This window comes from Pukyongia salina, from assembly GCF_002966125.1.
GTDB lineage: Bacteria > Bacteroidota > Bacteroidia > Flavobacteriales > Flavobacteriaceae > Pukyongia > Pukyongia salina.
This window is the reverse complement of the sequence record NZ_CP027062.1, coordinates 1,054,679-1,071,375: the sequence shown is the minus strand read 5'-3', so window position 1 is coordinate 1,071,375 and position 16,697 is coordinate 1,054,679. Positions and strand designations below refer to the sequence as shown.

At 42.9% G+C, this 16,697-nt stretch carries 16 protein-coding genes; 8 read left to right on the top strand and 8 right to left on the bottom strand.

Going from position 1 to position 16,697, the window contains the following annotated elements:
• Positions 1-34: 34 nt before the first annotated feature.
• Positions 35-1,588, top strand: a complete 1,554-nt coding sequence (gene amaB, locus C5O00_RS04770; protein WP_105215412.1) for an L-piperidine-6-carboxylate dehydrogenase — start codon at positions 35-37, stop codon at positions 1,586-1,588.
• A gap of 85 nt (positions 1,589-1,673) precedes the next feature.
• Positions 1,674-3,059: an MGH1-like glycoside hydrolase domain-containing protein gene (locus C5O00_RS04765; RefSeq protein ID WP_105215410.1), complete on the top strand. Its 1,386-nt coding sequence runs from the start codon at positions 1,674-1,676 to the stop codon at positions 3,057-3,059.
• Here C5O00_RS04765 and C5O00_RS04760 read toward each other — a convergent pair.
• From C5O00_RS04760 to C5O00_RS04730, 7 genes are all read right to left on the bottom strand, one after another.
• On the bottom strand, positions 3,056-3,781 hold the full coding sequence (locus C5O00_RS04760) for a metallophosphoesterase (RefSeq protein ID WP_105215408.1): 726 nt from the start codon (positions 3,779-3,781) through the stop codon (positions 3,056-3,058). The genes C5O00_RS04765 and C5O00_RS04760 overlap by 4 nt on opposite strands.
• Positions 3,778-4,884 (bottom strand): TFIIB-type zinc ribbon-containing protein, encoded by a 1,107-nt coding sequence (locus tag C5O00_RS04755; protein ID WP_105217574.1) that lies wholly within the window; start codon positions 4,882-4,884, stop codon positions 3,778-3,780. Before C5O00_RS04755 ends, C5O00_RS04760 begins: the two co-directional genes overlap by 4 nt.
• Before the next feature lie 4 nt (positions 4,885-4,888).
• Positions 4,889-6,025: an SPFH domain-containing protein gene (locus tag C5O00_RS04750; protein WP_105215406.1), complete on the bottom strand. Its 1,137-nt coding sequence runs from the start codon at positions 6,023-6,025 to the stop codon at positions 4,889-4,891.
• Positions 6,026-6,045: 20 nt separating this feature from the next.
• Positions 6,046-7,047 (bottom strand): T9SS type A sorting domain-containing protein, encoded by a 1,002-nt coding sequence (locus tag C5O00_RS04745; protein ID WP_105215404.1) that lies wholly within the window; start codon positions 7,045-7,047, stop codon positions 6,046-6,048.
• A 73-nt stretch (positions 7,048-7,120) separates the two neighbouring features.
• Positions 7,121-8,257, bottom strand: a complete 1,137-nt coding sequence (locus C5O00_RS04740; protein WP_105215402.1) for an ATP-binding protein — start codon at positions 8,255-8,257, stop codon at positions 7,121-7,123.
• A gap of 95 nt (positions 8,258-8,352) precedes the next feature.
• Positions 8,353-8,742 (bottom strand): four helix bundle protein, encoded by a 390-nt coding sequence (locus C5O00_RS04735; protein WP_105215400.1) that lies wholly within the window; start codon positions 8,740-8,742, stop codon positions 8,353-8,355.
• Between the two features lie 40 nt (positions 8,743-8,782).
• Positions 8,783-9,541, bottom strand: coding sequence for an SDR family NAD(P)-dependent oxidoreductase (locus C5O00_RS04730; RefSeq protein WP_105215398.1), 759 nt, complete (start codon positions 9,539-9,541; stop codon positions 8,783-8,785).
• Positions 9,542-9,687: 146 nt separating this feature from the next.
• Here C5O00_RS04730 and C5O00_RS04725 point away from each other — a divergent pair, with 146 nt between their 5' ends.
• Positions 9,688-10,482 (top strand): DUF4382 domain-containing protein, encoded by a 795-nt coding sequence (locus tag C5O00_RS04725; protein ID WP_105215397.1) that lies wholly within the window; start codon positions 9,688-9,690, stop codon positions 10,480-10,482.
• 159 nt (positions 10,483-10,641) lie between these two features.
• Positions 10,642-11,031: a peptidase associated/transthyretin-like domain-containing protein gene (locus C5O00_RS04720; RefSeq protein ID WP_105215395.1), complete on the top strand. Its 390-nt coding sequence runs from the start codon at positions 10,642-10,644 to the stop codon at positions 11,029-11,031.
• Here the strand turns inward: C5O00_RS04720 and C5O00_RS04715 are convergent.
• Positions 11,028-11,897 (bottom strand): aldo/keto reductase, encoded by an 870-nt coding sequence (locus C5O00_RS04715; protein ID WP_105215393.1) that lies wholly within the window; start codon positions 11,895-11,897, stop codon positions 11,028-11,030. The two genes, C5O00_RS04720 and C5O00_RS04715, sit on opposite strands and share 4 nt — an antisense overlap.
• A 170-nt stretch (positions 11,898-12,067) precedes the next feature.
• Here C5O00_RS04715 and C5O00_RS04710 point away from each other — a divergent pair, with 170 nt between their 5' ends.
• From C5O00_RS04710 to C5O00_RS04695, 4 genes are all read left to right on the top strand, one after another.
• Entirely contained in the window at positions 12,068-13,072 is a 1,005-nt protein-coding gene (locus tag C5O00_RS04710; protein ID WP_105215391.1) for an AAA family ATPase, read from the top strand.
• Positions 13,073-13,160: 88 nt separating this feature from the next.
• Complete coding sequence (locus C5O00_RS04705) at positions 13,161-14,027, top strand: DUF58 domain-containing protein (RefSeq protein WP_105215390.1); 867 nt, start codon at positions 13,161-13,163, stop codon at positions 14,025-14,027.
• A gap of 7 nt (positions 14,028-14,034) precedes the next feature.
• Positions 14,035-15,696: a BatD family protein gene (locus C5O00_RS04700; RefSeq protein WP_105215389.1), complete on the top strand. Its 1,662-nt coding sequence runs from the start codon at positions 14,035-14,037 to the stop codon at positions 15,694-15,696.
• Entirely contained in the window at positions 15,696-16,697 is a 1,002-nt protein-coding gene (locus C5O00_RS04695) for a vWA domain-containing protein (protein WP_105215388.1), read from the top strand. Before C5O00_RS04700 ends, C5O00_RS04695 begins: the two co-directional genes overlap by 1 nt.

Below are 16,697 nucleotides of genomic sequence, written 5' to 3'. Positions count from 1 at the left end.
CGCAGGTATAAATTCAGCAATAAAATTATAACATATGTTAACTGCAACAACTTCCTTTGGAATAGAAGAAGCGCTTGAACAATTAGGCGTTGAAGAAGTAAATTATGGAACTTCCACTGGAACAAAATGGATGCCCGGAGGCGAAACCATCTCGTCCTATTCTCCCGTAGATGGAAAGCTTATAGGAAAAGTAACTACAACCACCAGAGAAGAATACGAACAAATGATGTCTACTGCCCTCGAGGCTTTTAAAGCCTGGCGTGTTATGCCAGCACCGCAACGCGGTGAGGTGGTAAGGCAATTTGGTGAAGAATTACGCAGATTGAAAGAACCACTAGGGAAACTTGTTTCTTATGAAATGGGAAAAAGCTATCAGGAAGGTCTTGGAGAAGTTCAGGAAATGATCGATATCTGCGATTTTGCCGTTGGTTTGTCAAGGCAATTGCATGGCCTTACCATGCACAGCGAACGGCCCGGTCATCGTATGTACGAACAATACCATCCGTTAGGCGTAGTTGGGATAATTTCGGCCTTTAATTTTCCTGTAGCTGTATGGAGTTGGAACACAGCCCTGGCCTGGATCTGTGGAGATGTATGTGTGTGGAAGCCAAGCGAAAAGGCGCCCTTATGTGGGATCGCGTGCCAGAAGATCGCGGCTAAAGTATTTGCCGAGAACAACCTTCCTGAAGGGATCTCCTGTCTTATTAACGGAGATTACAAAGTAGGAGAGTTTATGACAACCGATAAACGCGTCCCTCTAATCTCTGCTACAGGCTCGACCCGCATGGGTAAGATCGTTGGAAGAACAGTGGGTGAACGATTAGGAAAATCCTTATTGGAACTGGGAGGAAACAACGCTATCATCGTGACCCCGGATGCGGATATAAAGATGACGGTAATTGGAGCGGTTTTCGGAGCTGTGGGAACCTGCGGACAACGATGTACCTCCACTCGAAGATTGATCATTCACGAAAGTATTTACGATAAGGTGAAAGATGCCCTGGTTGCGGCTTACGGACAATTGAGCATAGGTAACCCGCTGGATGAGAACAATCATGTAGGGCCTTTAATTGATAAGGATGCAGTAGCCATGTATGAGAATGCCTTACGCAAAGTTGTGGAAGAAGGAGGAAATCTGGTCGTAGAAGGCGGAGTGCTGGAAGGAGAAGGATATGAGAGCGGATGCTATGTTAAACCGGCAATTGCCGAAGCTCAAAACGATTTCGAGATTGTTCAGCATGAGACATTTGCTCCTGTTCTATATCTGCTGAAATACAGTGGCGATGTAGAGAATGCCATCGATATTCAAAACGGAGTAGCCCAGGGATTGTCTTCGGCTATCATGACCAATAACCTTCGCGAGGCCGAACGCTTCCTCAGCCATGCTGGTAGCGATTGTGGTATTGCCAACGTTAATATTGGCACCAGTGGAGCAGAGATCGGGGGAGCTTTTGGAGGAGAAAAAGACACCGGAGGAGGACGCGAAAGTGGAAGTGACGCCTGGAAGATCTATATGAGAAGACAAACAAATACCATTAATTATACCACCGAATTACCATTGGCTCAAGGGATCAAATTCGACCTCTAAAAAGCTGATAACTACATACAAACCGCCTCAATCGAGGCGGTTTTTTTTGTTTAAAACCTTATCTTTAATTTTTATACCGAAATTTATGAAACGTAGAGATTTTGCAAAGAACATTGGCCTTGCAGGAGGTGTGGTTGGTCTTGGTTTATTGTCGTCCTGCAACGACACCTCACAAAAAACTTCCGAAGAAATAGAAAGAGAATCCAGAGACGGCGTAAGCCCGGATCTTTCGGAGGCCATGTATGCTAAGGCACTGGAGATCACCAAGTCTAAAGTTAGAGGAGGGGCCTCCGAACCATTTTTCAAAAAGCCATTTATCGATGCCGCGTTTTCTCCAAATATATTTCTGTGGGACACTTGCTTTATGTGCTGCTTCGCTAAATATCATCTGGATGAACTTCCGGTTTATCAAGCTTTAGATAATTTTTACGAACAAATGGAGGAGGATGGGTATATCTGCCGCGAATACAGGCAGGATGGCAGGGCACTGTGGTCTAAAGAGCATCCTGTTTCGATAAACCCACCCTTACTCGCATTCGCCGAATGGGAGATCTTCAAGATCGCCAAGGACAGCGCTCGCCTGAAAAAAGTTTACCCAACACTGAAAAAGAATTTCGAGTTTCATGTGAACAGATATATGATGGATGACGATCTTTTTTATGGAGATACTTTAGGGATGGGCATGGATAATATTCCGAGAGCTCCACGAGATTGGGAACCGGAAACTGGCAATGGTCTAACCCACCACGAATTGGGAGAACGTTTAGCAGCTATGAACGAATCTGCAGAAACCAAACTTCAATACTTCATAGAGCAATACGTTGAAACTAAACAGGGATTATGGAATAAGCAGGCACGGCTGGTGGATTTTTCATCACAGATGGCCATGTTCGCTCTGCAACTTTCAGAGATCGCGAAAATAACCGGAAATGATAGCGATATAGAAGCCTTTATGGATATTCATGAACGAATTAAAACAGCGGTCAACGAAAAATGCTGGAACGACCAGGATAAATTCTATTACGACCTGGGGTACGATAAACAGGTTCCAAGAAGACATATTGGGATGTACTGGGCATTGCTGGGGAAGATCGTTCCCGAGGACAGGATGAAGCATTTCATTGAACACCTGCGCAATCCGGATGAATTTTATCGTAAAACTCCACTTCCTGCTCTCTCTGCGGTCGACCCCGATTATGTTGGCTGGGGTGATTACTGGTTAGGAGGTGTATGGGCTCCTACTGTGTATATGGTTCTTAAGGGCCTTACGGAAAACGGCGAAGACGATCTGGCCAGAGATCTGGCAAGCAAAGTGTACCGAAGTGTTGCCACGGTGTTCGAAGCCACAGGTACGTTTTGGGAAAATTATGCGCCGGATCTGGTTTCTTACGGTATGCCAGCAAAAAAAGATTTTTGCGGCTGGACAGCATTGATCCCCATAGCCGTTTATAAAGAATACATTTTGGCTTAGTTTCGCCCCTGCTCTTCGGGATATAAGGTCCATACAGGATCGCTTTGCCATAGCTCTTTGCTGTCCGCATCAAGTATGGAAAGTGGCCCTTTAAAAGCGGCCCCTGTATCTACATTCCACACATTTGCTTTCTTCACCGGAACGGTCTCGCCAATACGAGTGACCGGCGTATGGCCTATATAGATCTGGGAAAACAATTTCAGGCGAAGTGGATAGAGGGGATCTTCGGGAGTTATATCAGTGTCCAGACTACACACCATCTCCCACAAAGTACGATCCCAGTAAACCAGATTGGGGTAGTACTCATGCTGTGGCCCGTGCATATTGGTAAATCCGGCATGTAAGAACAATCTGTTCTTTTCATCTATATAATAATTCTGAAGCGACTCAAAGAAAACAATATGTCTGTCGACCTCATCTTGTGAATAGTTAGCGTAACTATCTTTAGTTGCCTGCCCCCCATGTGCCAGCCACATTGGTTTTTCATCCTTATTTTTCAGAAAATCACATACCAGTTCGTCGTGATTTCCTCGAATGAAGACACAGTTATGGGAATTGGAAAAATTCAGTAAAAAAGAAACGGTTTCAGCATTCTCACTCCATCCGTCCACATAATCGCCTATAAAAATAAATCGATCATCAGCGCTCGGAACTACTTTTTCCAAAACCTGAATCAACCCTCGAAGGCCACCGTGTATATCACCTACTACTAATGTTCTCATCCCTGGTTGGTAAAAAATACGATGACCGATAAGATAGCAATGATCATTAGAACAAACAGGAATATCTTCCAGAACGAATAGGGCCGTTGCCCCGAAAGCACACCGGACTGTCCGTTAACAAAGAAATTATATCGCTTTCCCTTATAGCGATACGCACTTATATAAACGGGAAGAAGAATGTGTTTAAATGTTTGCTCGGTTAGGCGCATATCAATAGAGTGAATGCGCTGGGTATCCCCGCCTATATCCCTTCGCGCCCAACGATCGGCAATTCGTTCGGCTTCTTTCTCTGCGTCAAGATGTCCATCCTTTAACGGGATAGTATATTTTTCGGTTACAAATCCAGACAGATAACTACTGTCGAAAGGCACCAATTTGCTCAGGTCCCAGCGAGCAACTTTTCTAGGGATCACCCCAGAGCGTTGCGTTGAAGCTTTTATAAGTGTATCATCTACAAATCCGGAGATGCTTCCGCTTGCGGGAGTCCAACGTGTTCTCCGTTCCTGCCGCATACGGGTTACAGTCTTACCATTTACAGTGGTGGTATAAGGCACCGAAACGTAGTAATAATCACCACGCTGCCCAACATAATTGGCATATAATTGTGCATCGAAAGTCCAATAGGGGGAATATAAACCCTTTGTATTCTGAGGGTCCAGACTTGCCTTTTTTAATTTGTTCGGGGCCCACCACAGGCCCTTAACCCACTTCTGGAAAATGCGATGTGCAGATTTCTGGTCTATTTGAAATGGCAGTACGGCACCCGGCAGGATCCATTCTTCTTTTTGGGCATCTTCTATGATCAATGGAGAATTACAATACACACAGTGCAGCGATTTATAATGCTCTTCAATGTGTTGATTGGCCCCGCAGTTCTTACATTGCAGCATTAAAATAGCCTGGCTATGCGAATGATGGCCCAGAGAATCGAGATAGGTGTTCAACTCGAGTTCCTGGAAACCCGATTCGTTAGGAGGGATTTGTTGAGAATAGCCACAATATTCACATTGCAACTCGGTGGTTCCCGGCGCATATAACATCTCTGCACCGCAATTAATGCAGGACTTTTTTAATTCCGATTTTTTCTCTGCTGCTTCTTGCATCATCTTATGCTCCCGGAAGTGGAGGAGGAGTGCTGCCTCCCAGGAAGGCTTTCAATTCTTCCACATCTTTCAGGGCCGCCCATTCACTCATTCCCTGTTTCCAAACAAGAGAATCTCTGTTCACGGTTCGATTGGCAAATAACGATTTAAGTTGTTCAAAACTAACGGGGCCGTGCTGCTGTCCATTAGCCGCATAAAAATATTGTACTGCCTGCGGCATTGGAGGAGGCATAGCTGCTGCCTGTTGCTGTGGAGGCATTTGCTGTCCTCCCATTTGAGGGCTCATCATCCCGCCCATTTGTTGAGCAAGCACGAAGCCCATTCCCATTCCCATTCCGGCACCGGCGGTACCACCTTCATTGGTAGCTGCCGCTTCTATGGCTTTTGCTGTTTTAAATTTGGTGAGTTTGTCCAGATCCAGTTTGTCTATACGGCTGTATTCGAAGATCTCTTTTTTAAGATCCTCGGGCATGGATACGTTTTCGATAAAGAATTTCTCCAGAGAGATCCCAACGCTTTGAAACTCCGGCTGCATTACCTCTTTACAAGTCTCACTTAATTCGGAAGTATTGGCGGCGTACAATTCGATAGGCAGATTGGCCTCTCCCACTGTATCGGTAAAACGGGTGGCGATAAGGCTTTTCAAATGTTCGTTGATCTCGAAATTGGTGAAATTATTATCGGTTCCCACGATGTCTTTTATAAATATTCCCGGATCACTAATCCTGAACGCATAGGTTCCGAAGGCACGGATCTCTACCAAACCAAATCGTTCGTCGTTAAGAGTGATTGGATTTTTTGTCCCCCATTTTTCATCGGTAAATAAATGCGTGTTCACAAAATACACCTCAGCCTTAAAGGGGCTGTCGAAACCATATTTCCATCCTTTGAGCGTTGTTAGGATAGGAAGGTTTTGTGTATTTAGGGTATAGGTGCCCGGCTCGAATACGTCTGCCAGCTTACCTTCATTCACGAAAACAGTGGTTTGTCCTTCGCGAACAATTAATTTGGCGTTGTTCTTTATTTCATTCTGGTAGCGTTCGAAGCGATGGCAGATAGTGTCATCGGTATAGTCCAGCCACTCAATGATATCAATAAATTCGTTGCTTAGTTTTTCTTTTATCTTGTCGAATAAGCCCATTGTTGATCAGGTTTAAGATGTTATTGTTTAATAAATTTTTGAATATGTTTTTGTCCTTCGGTCGTTTGAAATTCTATAAAATAAATACCGGAAGGAAGAGAAGAGACATTGATCGTTGTAGAAATTTCTTCAGAATCATGGATAATTTGGCCACCTATATTATAAATAGAGTAGGTGTGGAAAACATTAGGCATCACTTGAGTATTAATGATGTCTCTCGCCGGGTTAGGATAGATTAACACATTATCGAATATATGCTCTTCATTTCCTAGGAAAAACTCCACCTCACAATCTTCACTCACATTTACGCAAAACGATTTAGAATACAAACAGCCTGCGAAACAATCCCCGGAATACAGAGAGAAGCACACCAGGCTGCCATCGAAGGTTATATCGGTAGCTGCAACGTCCCAGCCATTTAGTACATAAGGAATACCTGTATAATTCAGTCGTTCTGCCACCCCAGCAGGAGAAGCCTCAACTCCTAGGATATCACTTACCATAAGAAAGTCGTCTACTAATGCGGGTGTGTTTAGTGCGGGGATATTTGTGTCGATCACTACCCAGTGATAATTAGTCAACGGTGCGTCTGAAGTGATCGAGAATTCATAACCGATCATTAAATTATCGAGGGTATTGTTACCTGAGACTCCCGTGGTAAGAAAGGCATTTAACCAGGGAGCAGCGTGATCCACCTGCAGATATATGGTGCTGTAATTCAATGATTGACCGATCTCATAATTAGCATGTATTTGAAACTCATTGAAAATTGAATCCACAATAGCTTCTCCATTCGGATTTTCATAAATAGCAGAAAGCTTTTCTATGTAGGGAACAATTCTGCTGGCTGATATAAGAGGATTGTCGAAATCTGGATCGGTGGGATCACTTTGAATATCGCGTAAAACAAACGCCATGGCATCTGCCTGATAATCTGTTTGAACTGTAGGATTTGTGAAGCATTGTGCTATCCCGGTAGTGAATATAAGAGACGCAATGATTAGAAGGTATAGATTTATCATAAACAATTTTTTGGAGTGAATGGGGTCAACACGAATTTAATACCTCAAATTACAAAATTAGTTCAATACTGTATTAATTATACTTTACCTTTCTCAGGATACGCTGCGCTTCTTTAAACGATTGGTATACATTTCCTCCAATTTGTTTCAAATAAGGTTGAGATTCCATCAATTTATCGATGGCTTCGGTAAAATCGTTAAGGTAACAAATGAGATAGGTCTCCGGAAGATGGGTAAGATCTTTTTGTTCAGCAGGGTTTAAAGGGATTTTTTTCTGAAGTTTTTTAACCAGTGCATTATTGGCATTGTAGATATGGTATAGGGTCTTTTTATTGAATTGCGGGGGTGTAAAAACGAGTTCAGAGTTCATGAAATACGATCCGTTTTCCATAAAATTAATTGTGACCTCCTCAAGAGGATAATATTTAAACTGCTTATTCAGCCCTAAATTCACATATTCCAGAATTCTGAAATAATCATCATTATATTCTATGCTTATCTCATCCAGTGCCGAATAGAACAATCGAACCTGCTCATTGATAAGTTCAATGTCTACCCTGGAGTAGTAGGTTTCTCCTTTTACCTGCTTCGGAATTCCAGCCCAACAAACCACAAATTGCTCTTTAAACACCTTGTAATTGGAGGGCAGATCATTGTGCCTGTTATTTAAAAAGTCGATCACCCCGTCCAGGGTGTGTTCGATATTGTTCTTGGCTTTATTCTCGATAGCCCTAACAATCTCCGAATTCACATCCTTGATCTCAATATCGAAATCTTTTGGCATGGAAATGCTCCCATCCCGCAAAAAGATTGATCCACCCCAGTATTTCCATATGTTCTTACGCAAGGAAGTAATTTCTCCCGTTGGCCGTATTGTAACCAGCCCCACTACCTTGTCTGTGGGTAAATGCGGGAACATGATATTTTCGTAGGAGATCAACGGCGGGTTGCTGAGGTAGGCATTCACCAGGTTTTGGATCTTGCTGTCATCGAAGAAATCCACCCCTCTTATTTCATTATTCTCATCCTCTACCCCCACTACTATATAACTGTTGTTAGCCGGGTTGCTGTTACTTAGGGCACAGATATGTTTCAGGAACTTGGCCTTCCCTTCCTTACTACCCAGGTCGATCTGTCGTTTTTTGTCGTAAAAACTACACTCATCATTATGAGCGAGAAGGTTCTTTACCAGAAGGCGTTTGTTGATCAAGGTTATTATTTATTACTTATTACTATTACTTATTATTTATTGTTATTATCTATTTTTTATTGCGATTATCATTTAATGATCTGAATTTACCTAAACTAATCAAACTTCGATCCTTTTCGGGGAGTTGACTTCAAATAGTTTATAAATCTGGAGATCTGATCGGATAAATCACGCGTTTTGCGGGAAATCGCCATGAAGTCCTCTTCAGAAATATGATCCCTATCGTACGCTCTTTGAAGCTGCGATTCGGTTTCGAAACAAGAACCCCTGGAATAGCTCAGAAAATTTATAAATTCTCTGTTCCCACCCCGTCCAAAGCCTTCAGCAATATTATCCATTATTGAACCTGAGGACCCGTTAATCTGATCCCGAAGTTTATAATCATTTCCGAGAGGGGTAGTGACAATTAAATTCCAAACCTCCTTGTTGATTTCGCGAGCCAACTTATATACCTCTAACTCTGTATGGGAATTAAAATGCGCCATTTTAATCAATAAAAAATAACAATAAAAAATAGTGAATAATTCATTTTGATTTATTCACAACAGTACTCGATGCCTGATCCAGGCTCATCACGGTTAGATCGGCTATATTAACATGAGGTGGCCGGGTAACGGCAAACCAAATTATGTCCGCAATATCTTCAGGAGATAATGGAGTAAAGCCTTTATAAACATTGGCGGCCCGGTCCTTGTCGCCTTTAAAACGCACCTGGCTGAACTCTGTTTCTACCATGCCTGGATTAATGGCTGCAACCTTTATTCCTTTTCCATTAAGATCTAAACGCATTCCCTGGTTAATAGCCTCTACGGCATGTTTACTGGCGCAATAAACGTTTCCATTTGGGTAAACTTCCTTGCCGGCGGTAGAACCTATATTAATAATGTGTCCGCTACCTCTTTCCAGCATCCCGGGCAGTACTGCTTTCGAAACATATAATAACCCTTTCACATTGATGTCCAGCATGGCGTCCCAATCGTCTGTACTTCCTTTGTGGATGGGGTCCAGCCCGTGCGCATTGCCTGCATTATTGATAAGGATATTTATTTCTGAAAAGTCTTTGGGCAGACCGCCTATGCTTTTAAATACGAGCTCCTTGTTCCGAACGTCAAAAACCAACGAATGTACACAAACGCGCTCCGAAAGTTCTTCTTTCAATGCCTCCAGCCTGTCAACCCTTCGGCCACAGATCACCAGGTTCACTCCGTTGGCGGCGAATAATCTGGCGGTTGCCATTCCGATGCCGGAGGTTGCTCCGGTGATGAGGGCAGTGTATTTTTTCATAAAATCATGTGAAAGGGCCTAAACGAATTTTAAAAATTGAGTTAATACTCACCCATTTCGTTGTTAAGGATTGTTAAGTGCTTGGTGAGAGAAAAGTACAATTTTTATGTTTGATGACACAAACCTAAATTTAAAAAATTGTAATTATGAGCAACAACAAATTTTTTCGAATATGCCTTTCGTTACTCCTTGTAATAGGTGTGGCGTCGTGCAGTAATGACGATTCAAACAACTCGACCGGCGAAACATCTTCCCGGGTATCTGTTAAACTGGTTGATGCGCCCGGAGACTATGAAGCTGTGTACGTAGATGTTGAGGATGTTTTGGTGAAATACAGTGGAAACGAATCCGAAGTATCCATAGGGACGATCAATGCAGGTGTCTACAACTTGCTGGAACTCACAGGAGGTGCTTCGGTATTGCTTGTGGACAACGAGATCGATGCTGGTAATATTAGCCAGATCCGTCTTGTCCTTGGAGACCAAAACACTATTGTTGTGGATGGGCAGACCTATCCACTAAGCACACCTAGTGCCCAGCAAACCGGGTTAAAGGTGAACGTAAATCAAACCCTGGAAACAGGAGTGTTTTACGAGTTCATCCTGGATTTCGACGTGGACGCATCTGTAGTGGCACAGGGAAATGGAAATTTTAGCCTGAACCCGGTAATTCGAGCTACTACCGCGGCCGAATCGGGTGCTGTAACCGGGATGGTTCTTCCAGCAGGAATTCAATCGATGGTTACAGCCAGCAATGGTACAACCGAAGTTAGCTCGTATACCAACTCTGAAGGTATATTTATGTTAAGCGGTGTTCCGGAAGGAAGCTACCAATTAACGGTAGAAGCAGATGCGTCGTTGAATTTACCACCGGTAGTTATTCCCAACGTAGAGGTAAACGTGGGATCGGTGACTACGATCGAGACAGTCACCATGCAATAATATATTGGTTAGTTGAATAACGGCAGGCCGAAAGGTCTGCTTTTTTTTTAGCGTATTTTCTATGTGTTAAATGCAGGTTAAAGAGCGCGTTAATCATTGTTAACTGAGTGCTTTATCTTCCTTTCGGAATGTATATTTAAGTAAGAAATCGAATATATTATGAACTGGAAGATTTGGACATTGATCAGCTTGCCTATCTTGATATTGGGCTTTATACTATTGGGAATACCTAACAAGAATATGGAAAAGACCGAAGCCAATTCCGTATTGGTAACAAAGGATGCCATACCTACCGATGGCGCTATCCTTGGCGCTGTAATTGCCCCGGAAGCAACTGTTACTATTTGTGCATCCAATGATTCTTCCACACTAAAAGGAACCGTGAGCGAAAAAGGGGAATTCTTTATCAATGGATTCGATGACGGGGTTTACAATGTGATCATTTCAGCCACCAAAAACGGTACAGTACAAATCTCTCAGATAGAGGATGTGATGATAAGAAAAGGTGAGGTTACCGCATTGGGTACGATAGATATGACAATGTACTAAGGCACTTTTTCACCTCTGCTTGCTACCAGTAGTTTAAACCAATCTACTTCCGAAAGTTCGATCTCTGCCGCTGCGGCGGCAAGTGTGATCCTTTCGGGATTTGAAGTGCCTATCACCGGATGAATGCCCGAAGGATGCTTCAGTATCCAGGCAAGAAGTAGCTGATCTTTAGTAGCGTTGTATTTTTTAGTTAATTCGTCCAATTCCTTATGTATTCGTATTGTCTGATCGGTTTCTTCTCTGAAGACAGATCCAAGGGGGCTCCAGCACATTGGGGTAATCCCCTTAAGCATCATATCATCCAGGCTGCCATTCCACATCGCTTCGTTGGCAGTGATTGAAAACTCGATCTGGTTGGCAGAAATATCGTTTTTGGACGCGACTAGTGCAGTTTGAGAAGGAGTGAAATTTGAAAGTCCGAACGCTTTTATCTTTCCTTCGGCTGTTAATCTTTCCACCGCTATGGCGATCTCTTCCGGTTGCATCAAGGGGCTGGGCCTATGTAGCAGCAATAGATCTAGATAGTCGCATTTTAGATCTGAAATGGACTTTTCGGCACTCCACACTATGTATTTGGCGTCGTACTGATAATGTTTTATTTCATTTGTACGAGTCTTCCCAACGTACTGTATTCCACACTTCGATATAATTTCAATGTCTTCTCTTTTTACGTTGCTGTTACTAAGGGCATTTCCGAAGGAAGCCTCCGTAGTATAATCGCCATAGATATCGGCATGGTCAAAACTAGTAATTCCCTGTTCCATACAATGATGGATACGATGTGTCATTTCTTTTTCCGAAAGATCGACTCCCCATATTCCCCAACCCATACATCCCTGAATGATGCGTGAAAATTTTACGGCCATAGTTTTTTTTTGGAAGTTTTAAAGGTAATGAATTGAGCCTAACAATTAAAAGACTGCAGCGGCTTTATCCCTTATATTTTTAACCAATCATTAACAGGATAAACCATAATAAATAAGCAATTTGCGGAACATAATCAACCACATTCAATATAGTTAAACAATTACTTAAAATGGAAGAAGTAACGACTGCATTAGACATTGGTGCGTTAAACGAAAAAATTGAAAAGGAAAGTGCTTTTGTAGATATCCTTACACTGGAAATGAACAAGGTGATTGTTGGCCAAAAACACATGGTGGAACGTCTCCTAATTGGTTTACTGGGGCAGGGACATATTTTGCTTGAGGGTGTTCCCGGATTGGCAAAGACCTTAGCCATAAACACCCTGGCACAGGCTGTTCATGGCTCTTTCAGTAGAATACAGTTTACCCCGGATCTCCTGCCGGCAGACGTGGTAGGAACGCTCATCTACAATATGAAGCTTAACGATTTCAGCATAAAAAAAGGTCCTATTTTCGCAAATTTTGTGTTGGCAGATGAGATCAACAGGGCTCCGGCTAAAGTTCAATCGGCCTTGCTGGAAGCTATGCAGGAAAAGCAGGTGACCATTGGTGAAGATACCTTTAAACTGGACCGGCCATTTCTTGTAATGGCAACCCAAAACCCGATCGAACAGGAAGGAACTTATCCACTTCCCGAGGCTCAGGTAGACAGGTTTATGCTAAAAACAGTGATCGATTATCCAAAACTGGCTGAGGAACAACTTATCATTAGACAAAATCTGAAAGATGGTTTCGAGACCATCAACCCGGTTGTTACCATCGACCAGATCTTAAGGGCGCAGAAATCGGTTAGAGATGTCTACATGGACGAAAAGATCGAAAAATATATACTAGACATTATTTTTGCAACCCGCGACCCGGAAAACTATAACCTATCCGAAATCAAACCATTGATCGGTTTCGGGGCTTCGCCAAGAGGTAGTATAAACCTTGCAATGGCATCTAAATGTTATGCCTTCATTAAACGGCGGGGTTATGTAATCCCGGAAGATGTTCGAGCCGTGGTACACGATGTGCTTCGACACAGAATTGGGGTTACTTACGAAGCAGAAGCCGAAAATGTCACTTCCGAAGATCTTATAAATAAAATCGTCAACGTAATTGAAGTACCGTAGTCAGTACGCAGTGCGATATATTCCTAAGGAAACAAACCTGGCTGAATAGAACAATTCACAACTGCAAGCTTTTTAAAGTTTACTGAAAATGGATACGAAAGAACTTCTCAAGAAAGTACGTAAGATCGAGATCAAAACCCGTAGGTTGAGCGACCACGTGTTCGGGGGAGAGTACCATAGTACTTTTAAAGGAAGAGGTATGACCTTCAGCGAGGTGCGTCAATACCAGTTTGGAGATGACGTTAGGAATATCGATTGGAACGTTACGGCCCGCTACAATGAGCCTTTTATAAAAGTGTTCGAAGAGGAGCGCGAATTAACCTTAATGCTTGTTGTAGACGTAAGTGGTTCAGAATTCTTCGGAACCCAAAGTCAGTTTAAAAATGAAGTAGTAACCGAAATAGCTGCTACACTTGCTTTTTCGGCTATGCAGAATAATGATAAAACGGGGCTTATCCTTTTTTCAGACGAGATCGAACTGTTTATACCTCCCAAGAAAGGAAAGTCGCACGTGCTCCGAATAATCAGGGAATTGATCGAATTCCGCCCTCAAAGCAAAAAGACCGATGTAGCACAGGCATTAAAATACCTTACCAATGTGATGAAGAAAAAGGCGATCGTCTTTGTCTTATCCGATTTCATCACACATGATTATCGCGACACCTTGAAGATCGTGGCTAAGAAGCATGATGTAACTGGTATACGGGTGTTCGATCCCAGGGAGGAAGAGATCCCAAATTTGGGGGTAGTAGAAATGCAGGACGAAGAAACCGGGGAGAACTTACTGGTAAACACAGGCTCGAAAGCTGTTAGAATGAATTACCATCGTTATTATAGGGAGCGAGTGGATTATTTTCAGGATGCGTTTACTAAAAGTGGCGCAGGTGCCATTAGTTGCCGGGTCGACGAAAGCTATGTAAAAAAACTATTGGGATATTTTAAAAGACGTGCTTAGAAGGACCATGAACAGAAAGACAACATATAACCTACTTGAACTTTTCCTCCATAATGCGAGGTACGCGGTTATAGCTACATGTTTTTTGGTTGGCTTTACCGCTCAGGCCCAGCTAACCTCCGGGGTAGATACTACAAATATTCGTATAGGAGAAGAGATCAAGTATACTGTCGAGGTGGTTGCAGATAGTACAGATCTGGTGTTGTTTCCGGAAGGACAGTCGTTTCTGCCGCTTGAAATGATCGAATCCTATAAGGTGGACACCACCTTCGAGCAGGCTAAATATAGATTGATCAAGAAGTATGGCCTTACACAATTCGACTCCGGCTCTTATACTATTCCACCCCAGAAGATCGTGATCAACGAACGAGTATTTAGTACAGATTCTATCATGATAGAAGTGGCCGATGTCCCGGTAGATACCACCAAACAGAAGATGTACGAGATCAAACCTTTTATTGAGGTTGGATCGTCTCCTTTTAATTTTCTGAAATTACTGTATTGGCTCGTTCCATTACTATTGATCGTGGGAGTAGGCTGGTATCTTTTCAGAAGAAAAAAACAAAGAGAAGCAAGAGAAGAACAATTGCCACCTTACGAAGAGGCATTAGCTTCGCTTCAAAAACTGGATGCATCCAATTTATTAAAGAGCAGACGTTCTAAAGACTACTATTCTCAGCTTACAGAGATCGTAAAACGATACCTGGACAGGGAAATAGATGATACAGCACTGGAAAGCACTACCGACGAATTAATAGAACGACTTCAGCTGCACAAGGATGCGGGACACTTTGAGTTCGACTCTGAAACTATTGCCAAACTTAATTCAATTTTGAAGCGTGCAGATCTTGTAAAATTTGCCAAAATGGAAATTGATCAGTTGCAGGCGTCAACAGACAGAAATGCCGTCGAGGAGATCATTACCGAAACTCATGAAGTGGTACCAGAGCCTACCGAAGAAGAATTGCTGATGAACGAACTCTATGCCCAGGAACAACGAAGGAAGAGAAGAACAAAACGCATCATATATGGTGGGGCAATAGGCGTGGCAACTATTATTATAGCCGGGGGAATACTTTCTTATACTTACGGATGGGATTATTTAAAGGATAATATCATTGGCCACCCTACCAAGGATCTGGTGGAAGGACAATGGTACCGAAGTGAATATGGAGTGCCGGCTGTGATCATGGAAACTCCTGTTGTGCTAAAACGGAAAGAACTCAATTTACCGGAAGCAACGAAACAGGAAATTGAGAATAACTCACTTTTCGTGTACGGCAGCCTTGTGGATCGTTTCTATATAGTGGTGAACACCACCTTGTACAAGCAACCGCTGGAAGGTGATCTTGAAAAGATTCTCGAATCTTCCCTTGCAGCTTTCGAAGCACAGGGAGCTAAGAATATGGTTGTTAAAACCGAAAGCTTTGAAACCGAAAAAGGAATAAAAGGCTTAAAAGCCTACGGAAGCTTTGAAAGCGATAACCCATTTGTGAAAGGAAACGATACCCAGAACTATGAAATGCTGGTGTTTGGGCAGAAAGGAGCCCTACAACAGGTGATAATCGCTTCCCTGGACTCCGATCCATACGCCGAACAGCTGGTGGATAGGATTCGTAATTCTATAGAACTGGAAGTACAACAACCCGCACAACAAGCGACGAAGTGATGAACAGATTTGAATATGTAAATCCCGAGTTTTTCTGGCTGCTATTATTGCTGCCTCTCCTTGTTGTTTGGTATATCTGGAAACGCCATCGGCAAACTGCTAGCTTGTCTATTTCAAGTTTAAAGGGATTTAAGACCAGTAAGAACTGGCTGTCCAAGCTGCGTCCGTTTTTATTTGTACTTAGATTATTGGCTTTGGCCGCGATCATTGTGGCACTGGCCAGACCTCGAACCGTGGACGAGTCTACGCGAATTAAAACTACGAAAGGGATCGATATAGTAATGGCAATAGACGTTTCGGCAAGTATGCTGGCCCGCGATCTAAGGCCTAGCAGGTTGGAAGCCTTAAAAACTGTTGCTGCACGTTTTATAAACGCCCGGCCTAACGATAGGATTGGCTTGGTGGAATATGCTGGTGAAAGTTATACAAAAACACCACTAACCAGCGACAAGAGTATTGTTCTTTCGTCTTTAAAAAGCCTGCGATATAACACTGTTATCGATCCCGGGACCGCTATAGGGATGGGTCTGGCAACAGCGGTTAACAGGCTAAAGGAAAGTAGGGCGAAAAGCAAAGTTATCATCTTGTTAACCGATGGTGTGAACAACACCGGATTTATCGACCCGAAGATTGCCAGCGAATTGGCAGTAGAATTTGGAATCAAAGTGTATACGATCGGTCTGGGAACCAACGGCATGGCACAGTCTCCAATTGGGATCAGGCCAGATGGAAGTTTTCAGTACGGCAGCATACAGGTAGAGATCGACGAGGAGCTGTTAAAAGAGATTGCCGCAACGACCGGGGGGCAATATTTCAGGGCTACAAGTACCACCAAACTCAATGAGATCTATGACGAGATAAACAAGCTTGAGAAGACAGATATTGAAGAATTCAAATATACCAATTACGAAGAAAAATTTCGGCCTCTGGTGCTGCTGGCCTTGGTATTACTAGGATTGGAGTTTTTATTGAGATTTACAATATTTAGAAGTTTTATTTAA

Excerpts from the sequence above, each read along its gene's own strand:
- amaB (WP_105215412.1), top strand. The coding sequence starts at position 35 with ATGTTAACTGCAACAACTTCCTTTGGAATAGAAGAAGCGCTTGAACAA.
- C5O00_RS04765 (WP_105215410.1), top strand. The coding sequence starts at position 1,674 with ATGAAACGTAGAGATTTTGCAAAGAACATTGGCCTTGCAGGAGGTGTG.
- C5O00_RS04760 (WP_105215408.1), bottom strand. The coding sequence starts at position 3,781 with ATGAGAACATTAGTAGTAGGTGATATACACGGTGGCCTTCGAGGGTTG.
- C5O00_RS04755 (WP_105217574.1), bottom strand. The coding sequence starts at position 4,884 with ATGCAAGAAGCAGCAGAGAAAAAATCGGAATTAAAAAAGTCCTGCATT.
- C5O00_RS04750 (WP_105215406.1), bottom strand. The coding sequence starts at position 6,025 with ATGGGCTTATTCGACAAGATAAAAGAAAAACTAAGCAACGAATTTATT.
- C5O00_RS04745 (WP_105215404.1), bottom strand. The coding sequence starts at position 7,047 with ATGATAAATCTATACCTTCTAATCATTGCGTCTCTTATATTCACTACC.
- C5O00_RS04735 (WP_105215400.1), bottom strand. The coding sequence starts at position 8,742 with ATGGCGCATTTTAATTCCCATACAGAGTTAGAGGTATATAAGTTGGCT.
- C5O00_RS04730 (WP_105215398.1), bottom strand. The coding sequence starts at position 9,541 with ATGAAAAAATACACTGCCCTCATCACCGGAGCAACCTCCGGCATCGGA.
- C5O00_RS04725 (WP_105215397.1), top strand. The coding sequence starts at position 9,688 with ATGAGCAACAACAAATTTTTTCGAATATGCCTTTCGTTACTCCTTGTA.
- C5O00_RS04720 (WP_105215395.1), top strand. The coding sequence starts at position 10,642 with ATGAACTGGAAGATTTGGACATTGATCAGCTTGCCTATCTTGATATTG.
- C5O00_RS04715 (WP_105215393.1), bottom strand. The coding sequence starts at position 11,897 with ATGGCCGTAAAATTTTCACGCATCATTCAGGGATGTATGGGTTGGGGA.
- C5O00_RS04710 (WP_105215391.1), top strand. The coding sequence starts at position 12,068 with ATGGAAGAAGTAACGACTGCATTAGACATTGGTGCGTTAAACGAAAAA.
- C5O00_RS04705 (WP_105215390.1), top strand. The coding sequence starts at position 13,161 with ATGGATACGAAAGAACTTCTCAAGAAAGTACGTAAGATCGAGATCAAA.
- C5O00_RS04700 (WP_105215389.1), top strand. The coding sequence starts at position 14,035 with ATGAACAGAAAGACAACATATAACCTACTTGAACTTTTCCTCCATAAT.
- C5O00_RS04695 (WP_105215388.1), top strand. The coding sequence starts at position 15,696 with ATGAACAGATTTGAATATGTAAATCCCGAGTTTTTCTGGCTGCTATTA.